The organism is Pseudomonas maumuensis, assembly GCF_019139675.1.
Classification (GTDB): Bacteria; Pseudomonadota; Gammaproteobacteria; order Pseudomonadales; family Pseudomonadaceae; genus Aquipseudomonas; species Aquipseudomonas maumuensis.
Genome location: NZ_CP077077.1, coordinates 5654610 through 5673427, shown reverse-complemented (window position 1 = coordinate 5673427; position 18818 = coordinate 5654610). Strand labels below are relative to the sequence as shown.

Here is an 18818-nt window from a genome sequence, read left to right as displayed (position 1 = left end):
AGGGTATTGGCTCGGAGTAAGAGCCATTCAAGGCTGTTTTCATAGGTCCAATGTCATGAGCGAGCGTTGCCATCCTCTCCCTTTCGACCCTGCGGGGATCGTCCTGGACCGTCGTCGCGGCCTGAGCCAGCAGCTCTACCATGCCTTGCGCGCCAGGGTGCTGGATGGGCGTTTGGGCAGCGGTACGCGGCTACCAGCCACCCGTGACCTGGCAGCGATGCTGACGTTGTCGCGCAATAGCGTGGTCCGGGCCTATGACCAGTTGTATGCCGAAGGCTTCATTGAAAGCCGGGTCGGGGATGGCACCTATGTAAGCCAGCTGCCGAAACTATCCACACACTTATCAACAAGGTTATCCCGGGGTTTATCAACAGACTTATCCACATTTAATGGATTGGATACTGAGGATTTATCCAGCCAGGCGGTCACGAGCGAGCCTCTGGAGCGTCTGAAAAATCATCATTTGCCGCTACCTAGGGGTGGGGCGCCGAAGGCGTTTCGCGTGGGCGTGCCGGCGTTCGATCTGTTCCCGTTCGAGGTGTGGGCCAAGCTACAGGCGGGTTTCTGGCGCAATCCCGACCCGGCCATGCTGGGTTATGGCGACCCTGCCGGTGAGTGGCAACTTCGCGAACTGATCGCCACCTATCTGCGACGTTCGCGTGGGCTTTCCTGCACGGCTGAACAAATTGTGATCACCAGTGGTGCGCAGGAGGCCATCAGTCTTTGTGCACAGCTGTTGCTGCAGCCTGGCGATGGCGTGGCTGTGGAAAACCCGGGTTACCAGGCTGCCGGGCATGCCTTCGCGATGGCCGGTGCAAGGCTCAGAGGCGTGCCGGTGGATGAGGAGGGCATGGACTGCGCGAGGCTGGCGCAGATGCCCGAGTGCCGGCTGGCCTACGTGACGCCAGCCCACCAGTATCCCACCGGTGTCACCATGAGCCTGGCCCGTCGCCTGTCGTTGCTGACCTGGGCCGAGCGCCAGGATGGCTGGATTCTCGAAGACGATTACGACGGCGAGTACCGTTACAGCGGAGCGCCGCTGGCGCCACTGGCGGCGTTGGACCGTCAAGGGCGAGTGCTGTACGTGGGCACCTTCGGCAAGATCGCCCTTCCGGCCCTGCGCCTGGGATACCTGGTGCTCCCCGGGCGCCTGGTACAGGCGTTCAGTCAGTGTCGGGCGCTGGCGGTGCGCCATTCAGAGGTCGGCACCCAGTGCGTGATGGCGCAGTTCATGGCCCAAGGGCATTTCCAGCGGCATATCCGCCGCATGCGCAGGGCCGCATTGGCGCGGCGCAATGTGCTCATGGCCGGCTGGCCACAGGATGTGCCAGGGTTGGGACCTATGCCGGCTGTGGCGGCGGGCCTGCATGTGAAAGTGCATGTGGATAACTTTGCCCGGGAGCAGGAACTGGTGGCCCGGGCCGAGGCGGTGGGGGTGGAAGTCAATCCGCTGAGCAGCTACTGGCTGGAGGACAGCGCGGAGCCTGCGGATACGAGGGCAGGGCTGGTACTGGGATTCGCGGCAGTGCCAGAAGGGGAGATTGCGCAGGCTTTGATGCGCCTGCGCAAGGCCTGGCGAGATTGAATGGGGCCGCTCTGCGACCCATCGCCGGCAAGCCGGCTCCCACAGGAATTGCACATGTCTTTGTGGGAGCCGGCTTGCCGGCGATGGGCTGCAGAGCGGCCCCAAAACATCAGGTGCCGGACTTGATCTTGGTCCAGGCCCGCGTCCGCGCCCGCTCGGCATCCCGTGGCAACGGCTTGAGCGTGTACAACTTGGCCATTGCCTCCGCCGTCGGGTACAGGTTCGGGTTGTTGCGGATCGCCGGGCTGACCTTGTCGGTCGCATCCTTGTTCGGGTTCGGGTAGCCGACGAAGTCGCTGATCGGCGCGATCACCTCGGGCCGCAGCAGGTAGTTGATGAACGTGTGGGCATCTTCCGGGTTGGCCGCATTCTTCGGAATCGCCAGCATGTCGAACCAGATCGGTGCGCCTTCTTTCGGCAGGCGCATGTCCACCACCACGCCGTTCTTGGCTTCGCGCGCACGGTTGGCAGCCTGGGAGAAGCTGCCGGAATAACCCACCGCCACGCAGATATCGCCATTGGCGATGTCGGCCATGTACTTGGAGGAGTGGAAATAGGTCACGTGCGGGCGGATCTTCATCAGTAGGTCCTGGGCTTTCTGATAGTCCGCTGGCTTGCCGCTGTTAGGGTCCAGCCCCAGGTACGACAGCGCCAGCGGCAGGATCTCCGACGGCGAATCAAGCAGCGCCACGCCGCACTGCTTGAGCTTGGCGATGTTCTCTTCCTTGAAAATCAGGTCCCAGCTGTCCACCGGTGCGTCGTCGCCGAGCACCGCCTTGACCTTGGCCGGGTTGAAGCCGATCAGCACCGTGCCGTACATGTAAGGCACGGCAAACTTGTTGCCCGGGTCATTGGCCTCGATCAGCTTCATCAGTGCCGGGTCCAGATGTTGCCAGTTGGGCAGCTTCGCCCGATCGAGGGGCTGGAACACGCCGGCTTCGATCTGCTTGGCGAGAAACACGTTGGATGGCACCACCACGTCATAGCCGGAGTTGCCGGTAAGCAGCTTGGCTTCCAGCGCTTCGTTGGTGTCGAAGATGTCGTAGATCAGCTTGACCCCGCTGTCCTTCTGGAAGTCGACCAGGGTTTGCGGGGTGATGTAGTCGAACCAGTTATATACCCGCAGGGTACGCTGTTCGGCGTGTGCCTGGAGTGCGCCAGCGAACAGGCCGGCGGCGATGAGCGGGGCGAGCAGACGTTTGAGTCGGGTCATGTTCACGCTCCTGGCTGGGCCTGCTGGAAGCCTTCCAGCACATTGACCGCGTTGATGCCGATTTCCTCCACAGCGTAGCCGCCCTCCATCACGAACAAGGTCGGCTTGCCCAGCTGGGCGATGCGCTTGCCCATCGCCAGGTAGTCGGGACTGTCGAGCTTGAACTGGGAGATGGGGTCGTCCTTGAAGGTATCCACGCCAAGGGAGATCACCAGCACATCGGCATCGAAGGCAGCGATGCGCTGGCAGGCGTCTTCGAGGGCCGCGCTCCAGGCTGCCCAGTCGCTGCCGGCAGGCAGCGGGTAGTTGATGTTGCAGCCTTCGCCGGCACCTTCGCCGGTCTCGTCGGCGTAGCCGAGGAAGAACGGGAACTCGTCCTGCGGGTCGCCGTGGATCGAGGCGAAGAACACGTCGTTGCGGGTGTAGAAAATGTCCTGCGTACCGTTGCCGTGGTGATAGTCGACGTCGAGGATGGCTACCTTGCGCCGGCCTTGGTCGATGAAGGCCTGGGCGGCAATGGCTGCGTTGTTCAGGTAGCAGTAACCGCCCATCACTTCGCCTGCAGCGTGGTGCCCTGGCGGCCGGCACAGGGCGAAGGCGGCATGGGCGCCTTGCTGGATCGCGGCCTGGGCGGTCAGGGCAACCTGGGCGGCGCTGTAGGCGGCCTGCCAGGTGCCAGCGGTGATCGGTGCGCCGGCGTCGAAGCTGTAATAACCGAGCTCGCCGTGCAGGCCGCTGGGTTTGACCTGGCGCAGGGTGCGCGCCGGCCAGGTGAACGGCAGCAGGTCACCTTCCTGGCCAAGCGCGGCCCAGCGGGCCCAGGCGCCTTCGAAGAAGTCCAGGTAGTCGGCGCTGTGGATGCGCTGTAGCGGCGCGCGACCGAAGTCGGCGGGGCCCTTTACGGGCCCTAGGTTGCGCTGCTTGACCCGCTCCAGGACGTGGTCGGCGCGCGACGGCATTTCGAAACAGGGCATCAGCTTGCCGTCGATGAGCTCGCAGCGGCCATGGTGCAAACGGTGGTCATCGGAATAGATCGTCAGCACGTTGTTGTTCTCCGTATTCACTGGCGTGGAGCCATTTTTACGGAATGCCCGGTACTGGAGAACGTCGCAAACGGCCAAAAGGGGATCGATGTGGCCAAGCCGTCCGTAACCGGTCAACCGCGAAAATGGCTTGGCGCCACGCCGCTCCAGCGCTGGAAGGCATGCCGGAAGCTCGCGGTCTCGCTGAACCCCAATGTCTCGGCAATGCGGTAGATCGGCATCTGGTCCTCGGCCAGCAACTGCTTGGCCCGCTCGAAGCGCAGCTCGTCGAGGAGCTGTTGATAACTGCTACCCAGCGCCTGCAAATGCCGACGCAGCGTTCGCGACGAGCAGTTCATCTGCCGCGCCAGGCCTTCGAGCCCAGGCGCGGCATCCAGTTGCCGCAGCAGCAGCTGGCGAATACGCCCCAACCAGGCTTGGCGGCCAGTGAACTCCAAATTAAGACGCCGGCAGCGTTCACCCATGGCCTTGTGGGTGATCGGGTCGGCCAGCGGCAGCGGCATGTCCAGCCAGCGGCGCTCGAAGGCAAAGGCGTTGTCGCCGGCCTCGAAGCCCAGCGGACACTGGAACGCACCGTCGTAGAGCGCGTGGTAGCCGGGGCGGGAGTGTTCGAAACGCGCCGCCAGCAGCGGTAGCGGGCGGCCGAGCAGATCGTCGCAGATCACTTTCAGCGACAGCAGGCAGAACTCGGCATTGAAGGCGGCCAGCCCAGGCGCGTCGTAATGGTCGCTGGCGCTGAGCCACACGCGCTGGCCATCGTCCACCAGGCGCAGCTGAAAAACTGTTCCCAGCAGTGCCGGAAAGCTCAGCGCCAGGCGCAGGGCGTCACCCAAAGTGGCACTTGAGAGCAGGGCGTAACCGAGCATGCCGTAGCACGACACGTGCATGCGCCGGCCGAGTTCCAGGCCGATGTCCTGGCGCCGGGCAACGGCGTTGGCGCAGACCTGCAGTTCCTGCTGGGTGGTGATGCGCGCATCGGCGTGGCCAAGGTCTGCGGGGCCTATGCCGCTGCCGGCGAGCATGTGCTGCGCGTCCACGCCGTCTTCCTGGAACACCTGGAGGATCAGCGAAACGGCGTTGAGGGTGGTGAGGTGGCTGTGCAGCATGCTCGGCATCCCGTTGAGCTGGGGAGCATTACCGAGCAAGTTGTGTGCCGTTCAGTCGGCGCCTGTTCCGTGCATAAAAAAAGGGCCCGTAGCATGCACTCGGGCCCTTGAAAGGTTGAGAGGTGTCTAGTCCCTCGACCTGGTGAGACTGTTTGCAGCGGTCTGGGTTACGCCTTCAGCGGAACCAGACGGGGAGCGATCATGTTTTCCGGACGCAGGATGTCGTTGAGCATCTCTTCGTCCAGCAGCTTCTCTTCGCGCACCAGTTCCAGCACGCCGCGGCCGGTTTCCAGGGCGACGCGGGCGATACGGGTGGCGTTTTCGTAGCCGATGTACGGGTTCAGGGCGGTGACCAGGCCGATCGAGTGCTCGACCAGTTCACGGCAGCGCTGTTCGTTGGCGGTGATGCCGACGATGCAGTGCTCGCGCAGCATGTCCATGGCGCGTTGCAGCAGGCGGATCGAGTCGAAGATCTTGTAGGCGATCAGCGGTTCCATCACGTTCAGCTGCAGCTGGCCACCTTCGGCGGCGACGGTCAGGGCCAGGTCGTTGCCCATGATGGCGAAGGCGACTTGGTTGACGGCTTCCGGGATAACCGGGTTGACCTTGCCTGGCATGATCGAGCTGCCTGGCTGGCGCGCCGGCAGGTTGATCTCGTTGATGCCGGTGCGTGGGCCGCTGGACAGCAGACGCAGGTCGTTGCAGATCTTCGACAGCTTGACCGCGGTGCGCTTGAGCATGCCGGAGAACAGCACGAAGGCGCCCATGTCGGAGGTGGCTTCGATCAGGTCGGCAGCCGGCACCAGCGGCTGGCCGCTGATGATCGCCAGGCGCTGGACGGCCAGCATCTGGTAGCCCGGGTCGGCGTTGATGCCGGTACCGATGGCGGTGCCGCCCAGGTTGATTTCGGTCAGCAGTTCCGGAGCCAGCGAGCGCAGGCGCTGCAGGTCTTCGGTCATGGTGGTGGCGAAGGCGCGGAATTCCTGGCCCAGGGTCATCGGCACGGCGTCCTGCAGCTGGGTACGGCCCATCTTCAGTACGTGGTCGAACTCTTTACCTTTGGCAGCGAAGGCCTGGATCAGGCTGTCGAGGCTGGCCAGCAGGGCGTCGTGACCCAGCAGCAGGCCCAGACGGATCGCGGTCGGGTAGGCGTCGTTGGTCGACTGCGCCATGTTCACATCGTTGTTCGGGTGCAGGTACTGGTACTCACCCTTCTGGTGGCCCATGGCCTCCAGCGCGATGTTGGCGATGACTTCGTTGGCGTTCATGTTGGTGGAAGTACCAGCACCGCCTTGAATCATGTCCACCACGAACTGCTCGTGGTAGTCGCCTTTGATCAGTCGTGCGCAGGCTGCGCTGATCGCGGCGTGCTTGGCATCGCTCAGGTGCCCCAGCTCACGGTTGGCGTCAGCAGCTGCCTGCTTGACCATCGCCAGGCCGACTACCAGTTTCGGGTAGTGCGACAGCGGAACACCGGAGAGGTGGAAGTTGTTGGCAGCGCGCAGAGTCTGGATGCCGTAGTAGGCATCGGCAGGGACTTCAAGGGTACCAAGCAGATCTTTTTCGACGCGGAACGATGCAGCGGAGGACATGATGGATATCATCTCGATTTTGACCCGGCACCTGCCGGAATGGCGCCAATGCTAGGGCTGCCCAGATTTTGCGGCCAATGCTGTTGCACGCTAACCTATGCGCAAACGGCATACGGTTTGATGTGACGCCGATTGACAATCGAGCGTGTTCCATTTTGGTGCATGCAGTTCGGAGTAGTCGATGAACCTCGAAAGCAAATGGCTGGAGGACTTCAGTGCCCTGGCCTCGACCCGCAGTTTCTCGCAAGCGGCCGAGCGCCGGTTCGTTACCCAGCCAGCGTTCAGCCGACGCATACGGAGCCTGGAAGCGGCGCTCGGGCTGACCTTGGTGAATCGTTCCCGCACACCCATTGAGTTGACCGAGGCGGGGCAGCTGTTTCTTGTCACAGCTCGCACCGTTGTCGACCAGTTGAGCGAAGTTCTTCGCCATTTGCATCACCTGGAGGGTGGCCAGGGCGAGGTCATCCAGGTCTCGGCCGCGCACTCCCTGGCATCGGGCTTTTTCCCGCGCTGGGTGGCGCAATTGCGCAACGATGGCCTGAACATTGCCACGCGCCTGGTGGCCACCAACGTTGGCGATGCGGTGCATGCATTACGCGAAGGCGGCTGCGACCTGATGCTGGCCTTCTACGACCCGGACGCTGCGCTGCAGATGGACGCCGAGATCTTCCCGTCGCTGCACATGGGCAATACCGAAATGCTCCCGGTGTGCGCCGTGGGCCCCGACGGCAAGCCGCTGTTCGACCTGGAGGGAGAGGCCAGCGTGCCGTTGCTGGCCTACAGTGCCGGCGCCTTCCTCGGCCGGTCGGTCAACCTGCTGCTGCGCCAGCGCAACCTGCGCTATACCACTGTCTATGAAACGGCCATGGCCGACAGTCTCAAGAGCATGGCGCTCGAAGGCATGGGCATTGCCTGGGTACCGAGGCTGTCGATGCGCGGCGAACTGGAACGTGGCGAGCTGGCGATCTGCGGTGGCAGCCAGTGGCATGTGCCACTGGAAATCCGCCTGTATCGCTGTGCCCTGGTGCGCAAGGCCAACGTGCGCTTGCTGTGGCGCAAGCTCGAAGGCGGTTCAGTTGACCCAAAAGTCAGCCAAAGCCCCGAAAAATAAGGCCGACAGTTGGTCGCCGGGGGTGCCGTGACGGCTGTGCGTTACGGTATACTGCGCGGCCTTTCGACCGGATAGCTCCGGTCCAGATCAGCAAACAAGCCACGCCGGTCGTCCCGCGTGGCTTGTTGTTTTTTGACGCGCCTGCGGGCGCACAAGCGAAGAGGCTCGACGATGAGTGCACTGGTTGGCGTGATCATGGGCTCCAAGTCCGATTGGTCCACCCTTAGCCACACCGCCGATATGCTGGAAAAACTCGGCATTCCCTACGAAGTGAAGGTGGTTTCCGCCCACCGCACCCCGGACCTGCTGTTCCAGTACGCCGATGAGGCCGAAGGCCGCGGCATCGAAGTGATCATCGCCGGTGCCGGCGGCGCCGCCCACCTGCCGGGCATGTGCGCCGCCAAGACCCACCTGCCGGTGCTCGGTGTGCCGGTGCAGTCGTCGATGCTGTCGGGTGTCGATTCGCTGCTGTCGATCGTGCAGATGCCTGCTGGCGTCCCGGTCGCCACCCTGGCCATCGGCAAGGCCGGCGCGATCAACGCGGCCCTGCTGTCGGCGAGCATCCTCGGGGCCAAGCACCCGCAGTTCCACGCGGCGCTCAAGCAGTTCCGTACCGAGCAGACCGACACCGTGCTGGACAATCCAGACCCGCGTCAGGCTTGAGGCTGAAACCCATGAAGATCGGTGTAATCGGTGGTGGCCAGCTGGGCCGCATGCTGGCCCTGGCGGGCACTCCGCTGGGCATGAACTTCGCTTTCCTCGACCCGGCACCGGACGCCTGCGCCGCGCCGCTGGGCGAGCACCTGCGCGCCGACTACGGCGACCAGGACCATCTGCGCCAGCTGGCCGACGAAGTCGACCTGGTGACCTTCGAGTTCGAAAGCGTGCCGGCCGAGACCGTCGCCTTCCTCTCGCAGTTCGTCCCGGTCTATCCGAGCGCCGAGGCCCTGCGCATTGCCCGTGACCGCCTGTTCGAGAAGAGCATGTTCCGCGATCTGGGGATTCCCACCCCGGCCTTTGCCGACATCCTCTCGCAAGCGGACCTCGATGCCGCAGTGGCCAGCATCGGCCTGCCGGCCGTGCTCAAGACCCGCACCCTGGGTTACGACGGCAAGGGCCAGAAGGTTCTGCGCAAGCCCGAAGACGTGGTCGACACCTTCGCCGAACTGGGCAGCGTACCGTGCCTGCTGGAAGGTTTCGTGCCGTTCACCGGCGAGGTGTCGCTGGTGGCCGTGCGTGCTCGCGATGGCGAAACCCGCTTCTACCCGCTGGTACACAACACCCACGACAGCGGCATCCTGCGTCTGTCGGTGGCCAGCGAGGCGCATCCGTTGCAGGCCCTGGCCCAAGACTACGTCGGCCGCGTGTTGCAGAAACTCGACTACGTAGGCGTCATGGCCTTCGAGTTCTTCGAAGTGGACGGCGGCCTCAAGGCCAACGAAATCGCCCCGCGCGTGCATAACTCCGGACACTGGACCATCGAAGGCAGCGAGTGCAGCCAGTTCGAGAACCACCTGCGCGCCGTCGCCGGCCTGCCGCTGGGTTCGACCGCCAAGGTCGGCGAGAGCGCCATGCTCAACTTCATCGGTGAAGTACCAGCGGTGGACAAGGTCGTCGCCATCGACGACTGCCATCTGCACCACTACGGCAAGGCGTTCAAGGTCGGACGCAAGGTCGGCCATGCCACCCTGCGCTGCCAAGACATGGCCACCCTGAAGGCCAAGATTGCCGAAGTAGAGGCGTTGATCGCGGGCTGATCGAACTTCTGCCCGGCAATCGCCCTCTGAAATGGCGACAAGCCAAAGCGCTGTCTAGGCTTTGGCTTGTTCCACTTTCACCACAGAGGGATTGCCATGGGCATCATTGGAACCATCTTCATCGGCCTGATCGTCGGCCTGCTGGCGCGTTTCCTGAAACCGGGTGACGACAGCATGGGCTGGATCATGACCATCCTCCTCGGCATTGCCGGTTCCCTGGCCGCCACCTATGGCGGACAAGCCCTGGGCATCTACCAGGCCGGGCAGGCCGCGGGCTTCTTCGGGGCCCTGGTCGGCGCGATCATCCTGCTGGTGATCTACGGCTTCATCAAGAAGCGCTGAATTCCCGCTAGAATGCCCGGCAATTCATCCCGAGTTGCCGAGCATTTTCATGCGTGCGTTATTCCTCATTCCCCTGTTGCTGGCCAGCGCCCTGGCCCATGCCGAGCTGCCCGAGACCGACTGGCTGGAGCTGATGCCCAAGTCGGACCAGAAGGCGCTCGAGCAGATGCCCGAGATCGATCACAACTCCCCGGAAGCCCTGGGCACTTTCACCGCCAAGGGTGGGCTGAAGCAGAGCAAGGGCCTGCCGGCGGTGATGTACTCGACCAAGACCGTGGCCGCCATGAACGGCAGGCAGATCCGCCTGGGTGGGTATCCGGTGCCGCTGGAGAGCGATGCCAAAGGCAACAGCACGCTGTTTTTCCTGGTGCCGTACCCGGGGGCGTGCATCCATGTACCGCCGCCGCCGCCGAACCAGCTGGTGCTGGTGCGGTATGCGAAGGGGCTGAAGATCGACGATATCTACACGCCGCTGTGGGTGACCGGCACCTTGAAGGTGGAGACGGTCAGCAATGACCTGGCGGATGCGGCGTATGCGTTGGAGGCGGGGACGGTGAGGGTGGTGGAAGACGCGGATCTGTAAGGTATTTTTCCTGTCGAGGCCCTATCGCCGGCAAGCCGGCTCCCACAGGATTGCGCGGTCGCCTGTGGGAGCCGGCTTGCCGGCGATAGGGCCAGTACAGGCGGCTGAAACTATCGGGTCAGAGCGCTTCGCTACCTATTGCCACGCTCATCGCATGAGTTGCCCCTGGTTTGAGCACTACCACGTCATCCATCACATTCGCCGTCTCGATGCACAGCATGCGCTGCCAGCCATCGTCGGCCATGTCTGGCAGGTCGCGGGCGCGGTCGGTCCAGGGGTTCCAGATTACCGCGGTGCGGGAGCCGCCAGCCTGCAGGGTGATGCGTCGGTTCCAGTGCGGATCGACAATCGCCAGTCGCTCAGGCGCGTTCAGGTAGATGCGATCAGTCTCGCCCGCGAATCCCAGGTTGCCCTGTTGTTTGCGCTGTTCCCAGTTGGCCAGTGTTTCGATGTAGGCCAACCCATCCACGCCTTCCACTTGCACCTGGCGCACATCGCTCACGGCGAAGTAGCTGTGCAGCGCCTGGCTCAGGGTAACGTCGGTATTGCCGAGGTTGTAGCTGGTCAGGGTGAGCTTCAGCTGGTCACCCAGCTCTACCAGGAGCTTGAGTTGGACCTCATGAGGCCAACCCGGCAGGTCACCCTGGGCTTCGGGCAATTCGAACTCGACCTGCAGGTGGTCGCTGTGTTCCTCGGCGCGCAACAACTGCCAGTCACGGCCACGCACCAGGCCATGGGCGGGTGGCTGCTCGCCCTTGAACATGGCTTTGACCGAATCGGGATTGCGCTCGAAGATACCGAACCACGGCCAGCACACGGGAGCGCCGGCACGCACCGACTTGCCCTGGCGGAAGATGGCCTGGTCGCTCAGCCACAGCAGGGGTGGCTCGCCCAGGCGCTGATAGCTCAGGACCTGGGCGCCCTGCTGGGCAATCAGTAGTTCGGCATGATCGCTGGTGATGCGCCAGCAGTTGAGTTCGCCGTGCAGCTCGGTCTCGACCGTGAAGTTAGCCATTGCGCTCGTCTCATTGATTGTCTGTCAGGCCGTTGGACCCGGTGACGTGCAATGAGTTTACCGCTCGCCAGGCTCAGCGACGAGGTACGGAACGGGTGCGACCACTGCCATCGATGGCGACGAACACGAACACCGCCTCGGTAACCTTGCGCCATTCGCTGGACAGGGGGTCGTCGCTCCATACCTCGACCATCATCTGGATCGAGCTGCGGCCGATTTCCAGGGTCTGGGTATAGAAGGACAGCTGCGCGCCCACGGCCACCGGGACCAGGAACGCCATGCGGTCGATGGCTACCGTGGCCACTCGGCCTCCGGCGACACGGCTGGCCATGGCGGTGCCGGCCAGGTCCATCTGGGCGACCAGCCAGCCGCCGAAGATATCGCCGAAACCGTTGGTCTCACGTGGCAGCGCGGTGATCTGCAAGGCCAGGTCGCCTTGCGGGATAGGATCTTCTTGTTCGAGCTCAATCATGCCGTGGGGCCTCTGACCCGTGACGCTTCGTTGGTGGCGCAATGACGGACGCCGTAAAAACGATTCAGCAGCACGCATACTACGCTGATTTCGCTTCAGGGGACGGCCTCAGGGAAACTCTGCGAAACAGTCTGACAACAATGACCGACGTTTTCGCACAACATCCCTCAGAGTAAGCAACCTTTTCCTACGAGCGGGCAGTATATATACCTGCACAACCAGCGACGACCGCACATTCATGAATATCTGTATGGATTTTGTACCGCTATGAGCGCGGCTCGGCAATTTGCTATCTTCGCCGACTATTCAATCCAGAAGCCGCATGCCAAGCGGTCCGCAGACCTACAAGAGAAAGAACAGCGATGACCTCCGTGCAGAGCAGTATCGAGCAGCCGTCCCGGCCGTTGTCCCGCAGTGACTACAAGACTCTCTCGCTGTCCGCCCTGGGCGGTGCCCTGGAGTTCTACGACTTCATCATCTTCGTGTTCTTCGCCACTGTGGTGGGCAAGCTGTTCTTCCCCGCCGACATGCCCGAATGGCTGCGCCTGATGCAGACCTTCGGCATCTTCGCCGCCGGCTACCTGGCGCGGCCATTGGGCGGCATCGTCATGGCCCACTTTGGCGACCTGCTCGGACGCAAGAAGATGTTCACCCTGAGCATTTTCATGATGGCCGTGCCGACCCTGGTGATGGGGCTGCTGCCCACCTATGCGCAGATTGGCCTGTGGGCGCCGATCCTGCTGCTGTTGATGCGGGTTATCCAAGGGGCGGCCATCGGTGGCGAGGTGCCGGGGGCCTGGGTGTTCGTCTCCGAGCACGTGCCGGCGCGCAACACCGGCTATGCCTGCGGCACCCTGACCGCCGGCCTGACCTCGGGCATCCTGCTTGGCTCGCTGGTGGCGACGCTGATCAACACGATCTACAGCCCCGAGGAGGTGGCGGACTACGCCTGGCGTATCCCGTTCCTGCTCGGTGGCGTGTTCGGCTTCTTCGCGGTCTACCTGCGTCGCTGGCTGCATGAAACCCCGGTGTTCGCCGAGATGCAGGCGCGCAAGGCCCTGGCCGAGGAGCTGCCGCTGCGCGCGGTGCTGCGTGATCATCGCGGTGCGATCATCCTGTCGATGCTGCTCACCTGGCTGCTGTCGGCCGGCATCGTGGTGATCATCCTCATGACCCCAGCGTTGCTGCAGAGCCTCTACCACGTCAGCCCCACCGACTCGCTCAAGGCCAATAGCCTGGCCATCGTGCTGCTCAGCCTGGGCTGCGTCGGCGCTGGCAGCCTGGCCGACCGTTTCGGTGCCGGGCGGGTGTTCATCGTCGGCAGCCTGGCGCTTCTGGTGTCGTCCTGGGCCTTCTACCATAGCCTGCCGACCCGCCCGGACCTGCTGTTCCCGCTCTATGCGTTGACTGGCCTGTGCGTTGGGATCGTCGGCGCCGTGCCTTACGTGATGGTCAAGGCGTTCCCGCCTGTCGTGCGCTTCAGCGGCCTGTCGTTCTCCTACAACCTCGCCTACGCGATCTTCGGTGGCCTCACGCCGATGGTGGTGACCGCGTTGCTCAAGTTCAGCCCGATGGCACCCGCCTATTACGTCGCGTGCCTGTGCGCCGTTGGTCTGCTGGTGGGCATCTATCTGCTCGCGCGCAAACGCTGAAACCCGCTCTAACTCCCCCTCCGCAACATCCTGTAAAGGCCATCCCGGTTACCGGTGATGGCCTTTCATCCAATTGTCACATTCGAGTCATAGAGTGTTCATGCGGCCTGCAGATACTTGGGCCCGTTCCATCTCACAACCCACGATATTCCTGCTAGGAGCAAGGCATGAAACTGAAGCGTTTGATGGCGGCCCTGACCTTTGCCGCCGCTGGCGTCGCTGCCGCCAATGCGGTCGCCGCTGTCGATCCTGCAATCCCGACCTACACCAAGACCACCGGTGTTTCGGGCAACCTCTCCAGCGTCGGTTCCGACACCCTCGCGAACCTGATGACCCTGTGGGCCGAGGCCTACAAGAAGGAATATCCGAACGTAAACATCCAGATCCAGGCCGCTGGCTCCTCGACCGCGCCACCCGCCCTGACCGAAGGCACCGCCAACCTGGGCCCGATGAGCCGCAAGATGAAGGACGTCGAGCTGCAGGCGTTCGAGCAGAAGTACGGCTACAAGCCGACTGCCATCCCGGTTGCCGTTGACGCCCTGGCTGTCTTCGTTCACAAGGACAACCCGATCAAAGGCCTGACCATGGCCCAGGTCGACGCCATCTTCTCCTCCACCCGTCTGTGCGGTGGCAAAGCCGACGTCAAGACCTGGGGCGACCTGGGCGTGACCGGCGACCTGGCCAACAAGCCAGTTCAGCTGTTCGGCCGTAACTCGGTATCCGGCACCTACGGCTACTTCAAGGAAGAAGCCCTGTGCAAAGGCGACTTCAAGCCTAACGTCAACGAACAACCTGGCTCGGCATCGGTCGTGCAGTCGATCAGCTCCTCGCTGAACGGCATCGGTTACTCGGGCATCGGCTACAAGACCGCCAGCGTCAAGACCGTGGCCCTGGCCAAGAAAGAAGGCGGCGCGTTCGTCGAAGACAACGAAGCCAACGCCCTGAACGGTACCTACCCGCTGTCGCGCTTCCTCTACGTCTACGTCAACAAGGCCCCGAACAAGCCTCTGGCCCCGCTGGAAGCCGAGTTCGTCAAGCTGGTGCTGTCGCAGGCCGGCCAGCAAGTTGTCGTGAAGGACGGCTACATCCCGCTGCCAGCCAAGGTGGTCGACAAGACCCTGGCCGACCTGGGCCTGTCCCACGCGGGTAACGTTGCAAAGAAGTAAGTAACTGAGGACGAGGCCGGTGCCAAAGAATGCCGGCCTCCTCCACGAATTCCTTAGTCCGAAGCCAGGGCTCCTGCGCGGCGGGCTTTTTTGCGTCACTGCACTGTCATGTTTTTGTCATACGGGACCGCTAGGGTGTGCGCATGAATGATCTGGCCAACTCCACAATGACCCAAAATTCTCCTCCGGTGCGCATTGACTTCAATACGCCCGAGTTGCAACGCAAGCGCCGCCTGCGCGCCCTCAAGGACCGTCTGACCCGCTGGTACGTCCTGGTGGGCGGGCTTGCCGTGCTGGCAGCGATCACGCTGATCTTCTTCTACCTGGCCTATGTGGTGCTGCCGCTGTTCCAGGGCGCCACGCTTACCAGCAAGAAGGCGCTGGAGCCGACCTGGCTGCAGCAGGACGCCGGTAAACCGCTGTTGATCGCCCTCGAGGAACAGAACCTCGTGGGTATGCGTGTATCCGACAAGGGCCAGGCCCTGTTCTTCGATACCAAGACCGGCAACGAACTGAAGCGTGTCGACCTGCCGCTGCCGGCCGGCGCCCAGGTCAGCTCGATCAGCACCGACCAGCCGGGCAGCCCGCTGGTGGTGGTGGGCCTGTCCAACGGCCAGGCGCTGGTGTTCCACCACACCTACAAGATCACCTATCCGGACAACAAGAAGACCATCGAGGCGGGCATCGACTTCCCCTATGGTCAGGACCTGTTCACCCTGGATGACCAAGGCCGCGCGCTGGAGCATGTGAGCGTCAACGTCAACGGCGATACCTTGTTGCTGGCCGGTTCCACCGGTGCGCACCTGCAGGTGATCGAACTGTCGCGCACCGAGAACATGATGACCGACGAGGTCACTGTCGAGCAGAACCGTATCGAACTGCCGCAGATGACCGAGGTGGTGAAGAACATCTTCATCGACCCGCGCCAGCAGTGGCTGTACGTGGTCAACGGTCGCGCCACTGCCGACGTGTTCAGCCTGCGCGACAAGAGCCTCAACGGCCGTTACAAGCTGCTCGAGGACGGCAACGCCGAGATCACCGCGACCGCCCAGCTGGTCGGTGGCATCTCGCTGATCTTCGGTGACTCCAAGGGTGGTCTGAGCCAGTGGTTCATGGCCCGCGACCCCGATGGCGAGTCGCGCTTCAAGTTGATCCGCAGCTTCCAGCTGGGCAAGGCCCCGGTGGTGCAGATCGACGCCGAGGAGCGCCGCAAGGGCTTCATCGCCCTGGACAGCGAAGGCAAGCTCGGCGTGTTCCACAGCACCGCGCACCGCACCCTGCTGGTCGAGCCGGTCGCCGAAGGCGCGGGCATCCTCGCCCTGTCGCCGCGCGCCAACCGCATCATCATCGAGCAAGGCAACAAGCTGCTGCCGCTGAGCCTGAAGAACCCGCACCCGGAAGTCTCCTTCAGCGCGCTGTGGGGCAAGGTCTGGTACGAGAACTACGACGAACCCAAGTACGTCTGGCAGTCGACCGCCTCGAACACCGACTTCGAACCCAAGCTGAGCCTGTCGCCGCTGACCTTCGGTACGCTCAAGGCCGCGTTCTACGCGATGATCCTGGCTGCCCCGCTGGCCATCGCCGCCGCCATCTACACCGCCTACTTCATGGCCCCGGGCATGCGCCGCAAGGTCAAGCCGGTGATCGAGCTGATGGAAGCGATGCCGACGGTGATCCTCGGCTTCTTCGCCGGCCTGTTCCTCGCGCCGTACCTCGAAGGCCACCTGCCGGGCGTGTTCAGCCTGTTCGTGATCATGCCGGTCGGTATCCTGCTCGCCGGCTTCAGCTGGAGCCGCCTGCCGGAGTCGATCCGCCTGCGCATCCCGGATGGCTGGGAAGCGGCGATCCTGATCCCGGTGATCCTGGTGATCGGTTGGTTCGCCCTGTACATGAGCCCGTTCCTCGAGAGCTGGTTCTTCGCTGGCGACATGCGCCTGTGGATCACCAACGATCTGGGGATCACCTATGACCAGCGCAACGCCCTGGTAGTGGGTATCGCCATGGGCTTCGCGGTCATCCCGAACATCTACTCCATCGCCGAGGACGCCGTGTTCAGCGTGCCGCGCAGCCTGACCCTGGGCTCGCTGGCCCTGGGCGCGACGCCATGGCAAACCCTGACCCGCGTGGTCATCCTCACCGCCAGCCCGGGCATCTTCTCGGCGCTGATGATCGGCATGGGCCGTGCGGTGGGTGAGACCATGATCGTGCTGATGGCCACCGGCAACACCCCGGTGATGGAGCTGAACCTGTTCGAGGGCATGCGCACCCTGGCCGCCAACGTGGCTGTGGAAATGCCCGAATCGGAAGTCGGCGGCAGCCACTATCGTGTGCTGTTCCTCGCCGCCCTCGTGCTGCTGTTGTTCACCTTCGTGATGAACACCTTGGCCGAGCTGATTCGCCAGCGCCTGCGCAAGAAATACTCGTCGCTTTGATAGAAAGGTAGAGATCCGTGAAAAAGGATTCCCTCAAAGGCTGGTTCAAGAGCGGCGCCCCCGGCGTCTGGATCAGTGGCGGCGCGGTGGCCATGGCGGTCATCATGACCGTCGGCCTGCTGGCCGTGATCGCCGTGCGCGGCCTGGGCCACTTCTGGCCGGCCGACCTGGTCCAGGCCACCTACAAGGTGCCGGGCCAGGCTGACCACATCGTCATCGGTGAAGTGGTGCAGAAGGAAGAAGTGCCCCGCGAACGCCTCAAGGGTGCCGGCCTGCCGGTGCCCGACCAAGGCCCGGAGTTCATGACCCGTGAGCTGATCAAGGTCGGTAACCGCGACCTCAACGGCAGCGACTTCACCTGGGTGGTCGGCGAGTGGCTGGTCGACCAGCAGAAACCTGCCGACCTGATCGCCCTGGAGCGCCGCGAATGGGGCAACTTCTACGGCTACCTGGTCAGCGTCAAGGAAGAAGGCCGCGTGGTCGCCCAGGGGCCAGAAGCCTGGAACGAGCTGCAGGCCCGCCTCAAGCGCGCCAGCCAACTCAACGACCAACTGGTGAAGCTCGAGAAGAAGGACATCGGTGCCATCAACCACGGCCTGGAGCGCCTGCGCCTGCATGGCCGCAAGCTGGAACTGGACGGCAAGCTCGACGCCGCCGCCCAGGCCGACATGGACGCCGAGCGCGCCGAGCTGAACAACCGCTACAAGGCCATCGAAGAGCGCCTCAACGGCCTGCACCAGGAATTCGCCCGCGACAGCCTGGTAGCCCGCGACGGCAACGGCCGCGAAGTGGAGATCAACCTGAGCAAGGTGGTCCACGCCATCCAGCCGAACGCCATGTCCGGCTTTACCAAGATGGGCGCCTACTTCGCCAAGGTGTGGGAGTTCCTCAGCGACGATCCGCGTGAGGCCAACACCGAAGGCGGTATCTTCCCGGCCATCTTCGGCACCGTGATGATGACCCTGATCATGGCGGTGATCGTCACCCCGTTCGGCGTGCTGGCTGCCGTCTACCTGCGTGAATACGCCAGGCAGGGCCCGGTGACCCGGTTGATCCGCATCGCCGTGAACAACCTCGCCGGCGTCCCGGCGATCGTCTACGGCGTGTTCGGCCTGGGCTTCTTCGTCTACGTGCTGGGCGGCTCGATCGACCGGCTGTTCTTCCCCGAGTCGCTGCCGGCACCTACGCTGGGTACGCCGGGCCTGCTGTGGGCTTCGCTGACCCTGGCGCTGCTGGCCGTGCCGGTGGTGATCGTGGCCACCGAGGAAGGCCTGGCGCGTATTCCGCGCACGGTACGCGAAGGCTCGCTGGCCCTGGGCGCGACCAAGGCCGAGACGCTGTGGAAGATCGTTCTGCCGATGGCCAGCCCGGCCATGATGACTGGCATGATCCTCGCCGTGGCCCGCGCCGCCGGCGAAGTGGCCCCGCTGATGCTGGTGGGTGTGGTGAAGCTGGCGCCATCGCTGCCGGTGGACGGCAACTACCCGTACCTGCACCTGGACCAGAAGATCATGCACCTGGGCTTCCACATCTACGACGTCGGCTTCCAGAGCCCCAACGTCGAGGCCGCACGGCCGCTGGTGTACGCCACCGCGCTGCTGCTGGTGCTGGTGATCGCCACCCTCAACCTCTCGGCGGTGTGGATCCGTAACCACCTGCGCGAGAAGTACAAGGCCCTGGACCACTGATCCTGATTGCAAGCGTGCCGCCCGGTTGCCGGGCGGCCCTTTGAAACGAATTGATAGCGTA

General features: G+C 63.6%; 16 protein-coding genes. 10 read left to right on the top strand and 6 right to left on the bottom strand.

The genetic code is table 11. The features are described 5' to 3' along the window. Positions 1–55: 55 nt before the first annotated feature. A complete protein-coding gene (pdxR, locus tag KSS90_RS25170; RefSeq protein ID WP_217867702.1) occupies positions 56–1585 on the top strand; it encodes a MocR-like pyridoxine biosynthesis transcription factor PdxR in 1530 nt (509 codons plus the stop codon). Between the two features lie 109 nt (positions 1586–1694). On the opposite strand, the gene KSS90_RS25165 is transcribed toward pdxR, so the two are convergent. The 4 genes from KSS90_RS25165 to aspA all read right to left on the bottom strand — a co-directional run bounded on the left by KSS90_RS25165 (position 1695) and on the right by aspA (position 6539). Then, complete coding sequence (locus KSS90_RS25165; RefSeq protein WP_217867701.1) at positions 1695–2798, bottom strand: extracellular solute-binding protein; 1104 nt, start codon at positions 2796–2798, stop codon at positions 1695–1697. Positions 2799–2800: 2 nt separating this feature from the next. Next, positions 2801–3841, bottom strand: a complete 1041-nt coding sequence (locus tag KSS90_RS25160) for a histone deacetylase family protein (RefSeq protein ID WP_217867700.1) — start codon at positions 3839–3841, stop codon at positions 2801–2803. 113 nt (positions 3842–3954) lie between these two features. Further along, on the bottom strand, positions 3955–4947 hold the full coding sequence (locus KSS90_RS25155; RefSeq protein WP_217867699.1) for an AraC family transcriptional regulator: 993 nt from the start codon (positions 4945–4947) through the stop codon (positions 3955–3957). Between the two features lie 167 nt (positions 4948–5114). Then, the gene (aspA, locus tag KSS90_RS25150; RefSeq protein WP_031314847.1) at positions 5115–6539 is read right to left on the bottom strand and encodes an aspartate ammonia-lyase; all 1425 of its coding nucleotides are present in this window, start codon (positions 6537–6539) and stop codon (positions 5115–5117) included. Between the two features lie 181 nt (positions 6540–6720). Here aspA and KSS90_RS25145 point away from each other — a divergent pair, with 181 nt between their 5' ends. The 5 genes from KSS90_RS25145 to KSS90_RS25125 all read left to right on the top strand — a co-directional run bounded on the left by KSS90_RS25145 (position 6721) and on the right by KSS90_RS25125 (position 10332). Beyond that, positions 6721–7650: a LysR substrate-binding domain-containing protein gene (locus KSS90_RS25145; protein ID WP_217867698.1), complete on the top strand. Its 930-nt coding sequence runs from the start codon at positions 6721–6723 to the stop codon at positions 7648–7650. Positions 7651–7821: 171 nt separating this feature from the next. Next, a complete protein-coding gene (gene purE, locus KSS90_RS25140) occupies positions 7822–8313 on the top strand; it encodes a 5-(carboxyamino)imidazole ribonucleotide mutase (protein WP_031314848.1) in 492 nt (163 codons plus the stop codon). A gap of 11 nt (positions 8314–8324) precedes the next feature. Continuing rightward, positions 8325–9407, top strand: coding sequence for a 5-(carboxyamino)imidazole ribonucleotide synthase (locus KSS90_RS25135; protein ID WP_217867697.1), 1083 nt, complete (start codon positions 8325–8327; stop codon positions 9405–9407). A gap of 96 nt (positions 9408–9503) precedes the next feature. After that, positions 9504–9749 (top strand): GlsB/YeaQ/YmgE family stress response membrane protein, encoded by a 246-nt coding sequence (locus KSS90_RS25130; RefSeq protein WP_023629866.1) that lies wholly within the window; start codon positions 9504–9506, stop codon positions 9747–9749. A gap of 49 nt (positions 9750–9798) precedes the next feature. Continuing rightward, positions 9799–10332: a DUF3299 domain-containing protein gene (locus KSS90_RS25125; RefSeq protein ID WP_217867696.1), complete on the top strand. Its 534-nt coding sequence runs from the start codon at positions 9799–9801 to the stop codon at positions 10330–10332. Between the two features lie 118 nt (positions 10333–10450). Here the strand turns inward: KSS90_RS25125 and KSS90_RS25120 are convergent, their stop codons facing one another. Both KSS90_RS25120 and KSS90_RS25115 read right to left on the bottom strand, forming a co-directional pair. Then, positions 10451–11347 carry a D-hexose-6-phosphate mutarotase gene (locus tag KSS90_RS25120; RefSeq protein WP_217867695.1) on the bottom strand — a complete coding sequence of 299 codons (897 nt, stop codon included), beginning with the start codon at positions 11345–11347 and terminating at the stop codon, positions 10451–10453. Between the two features lie 73 nt (positions 11348–11420). After that, entirely contained in the window at positions 11421–11819 is a 399-nt protein-coding gene (locus KSS90_RS25115; protein ID WP_003253317.1) for an acyl-CoA thioesterase, read from the bottom strand. Positions 11820–12181: 362 nt separating this feature from the next. Between KSS90_RS25115 and KSS90_RS25110 the strand changes: the two genes are divergently transcribed. From KSS90_RS25110 to pstA, 4 genes are all read left to right on the top strand, one after another. After that, the gene (locus KSS90_RS25110; RefSeq protein WP_217867694.1) at positions 12182–13471 is read left to right on the top strand and encodes an MFS transporter; all 1290 of its coding nucleotides are present in this window, start codon (positions 12182–12184) and stop codon (positions 13469–13471) included. 167 nt (positions 13472–13638) lie between these two features. Continuing rightward, complete coding sequence (locus tag KSS90_RS25105; RefSeq protein WP_023629870.1) at positions 13639–14637, top strand: phosphate ABC transporter substrate-binding protein PstS; 999 nt, start codon at positions 13639–13641, stop codon at positions 14635–14637. A gap of 143 nt (positions 14638–14780) precedes the next feature. Next, entirely contained in the window at positions 14781–17069 is a 2289-nt protein-coding gene (locus KSS90_RS25100) for an ABC transporter permease subunit (RefSeq protein ID WP_217867693.1), read from the top strand. Between the two features lie 17 nt (positions 17070–17086). Next, on the top strand, positions 17087–18757 hold the full coding sequence (pstA, locus tag KSS90_RS25095) for a phosphate ABC transporter permease PstA (protein WP_217867692.1): 1671 nt from the start codon (positions 17087–17089) through the stop codon (positions 18755–18757). Positions 18758–18818: the final 61 nt, after the last annotated feature.

Bases quoted from the DNA above. Each gene is read 5' to 3' on its own strand.
- pdxR (WP_217867702.1), top strand. From the start codon at position 56: ATGAGCGAGCGTTGCCATCCTCTCCCTTTCGACCCTGCGGGGATCGTC.
- KSS90_RS25145 (WP_217867698.1), top strand. From the start codon at position 6,721: ATGAACCTCGAAAGCAAATGGCTGGAGGACTTCAGTGCCCTGGCCTCG.
- KSS90_RS25105 (WP_023629870.1), top strand. From the start codon at position 13,639: ATGAAACTGAAGCGTTTGATGGCGGCCCTGACCTTTGCCGCCGCTGGC.
- KSS90_RS25115 (WP_003253317.1), bottom strand. From the start codon at position 11,819: ATGATTGAGCTCGAACAAGAAGATCCTATCCCGCAAGGCGACCTGGCC.
- KSS90_RS25125 (WP_217867696.1), top strand. From the start codon at position 9,799: ATGCGTGCGTTATTCCTCATTCCCCTGTTGCTGGCCAGCGCCCTGGCC.
- KSS90_RS25155 (WP_217867699.1), bottom strand. From the start codon at position 4,947: ATGCTGCACAGCCACCTCACCACCCTCAACGCCGTTTCGCTGATCCTC.
- KSS90_RS25135 (WP_217867697.1), top strand. From the start codon at position 8,325: ATGAAGATCGGTGTAATCGGTGGTGGCCAGCTGGGCCGCATGCTGGCC.
- purE (WP_031314848.1), top strand. From the start codon at position 7,822: ATGAGTGCACTGGTTGGCGTGATCATGGGCTCCAAGTCCGATTGGTCC.
- KSS90_RS25130 (WP_023629866.1), top strand. From the start codon at position 9,504: ATGGGCATCATTGGAACCATCTTCATCGGCCTGATCGTCGGCCTGCTG.
- KSS90_RS25100 (WP_217867693.1), top strand. From the start codon at position 14,781: ATGAATGATCTGGCCAACTCCACAATGACCCAAAATTCTCCTCCGGTG.
- aspA (WP_031314847.1), bottom strand. From the start codon at position 6,539: ATGTCCTCCGCTGCATCGTTCCGCGTCGAAAAAGATCTGCTTGGTACC.
- KSS90_RS25110 (WP_217867694.1), top strand. From the start codon at position 12,182: ATGACCTCCGTGCAGAGCAGTATCGAGCAGCCGTCCCGGCCGTTGTCC.
- KSS90_RS25120 (WP_217867695.1), bottom strand. From the start codon at position 11,347: ATGGCTAACTTCACGGTCGAGACCGAGCTGCACGGCGAACTCAACTGC.
- KSS90_RS25165 (WP_217867701.1), bottom strand. From the start codon at position 2,798: ATGACCCGACTCAAACGTCTGCTCGCCCCGCTCATCGCCGCCGGCCTG.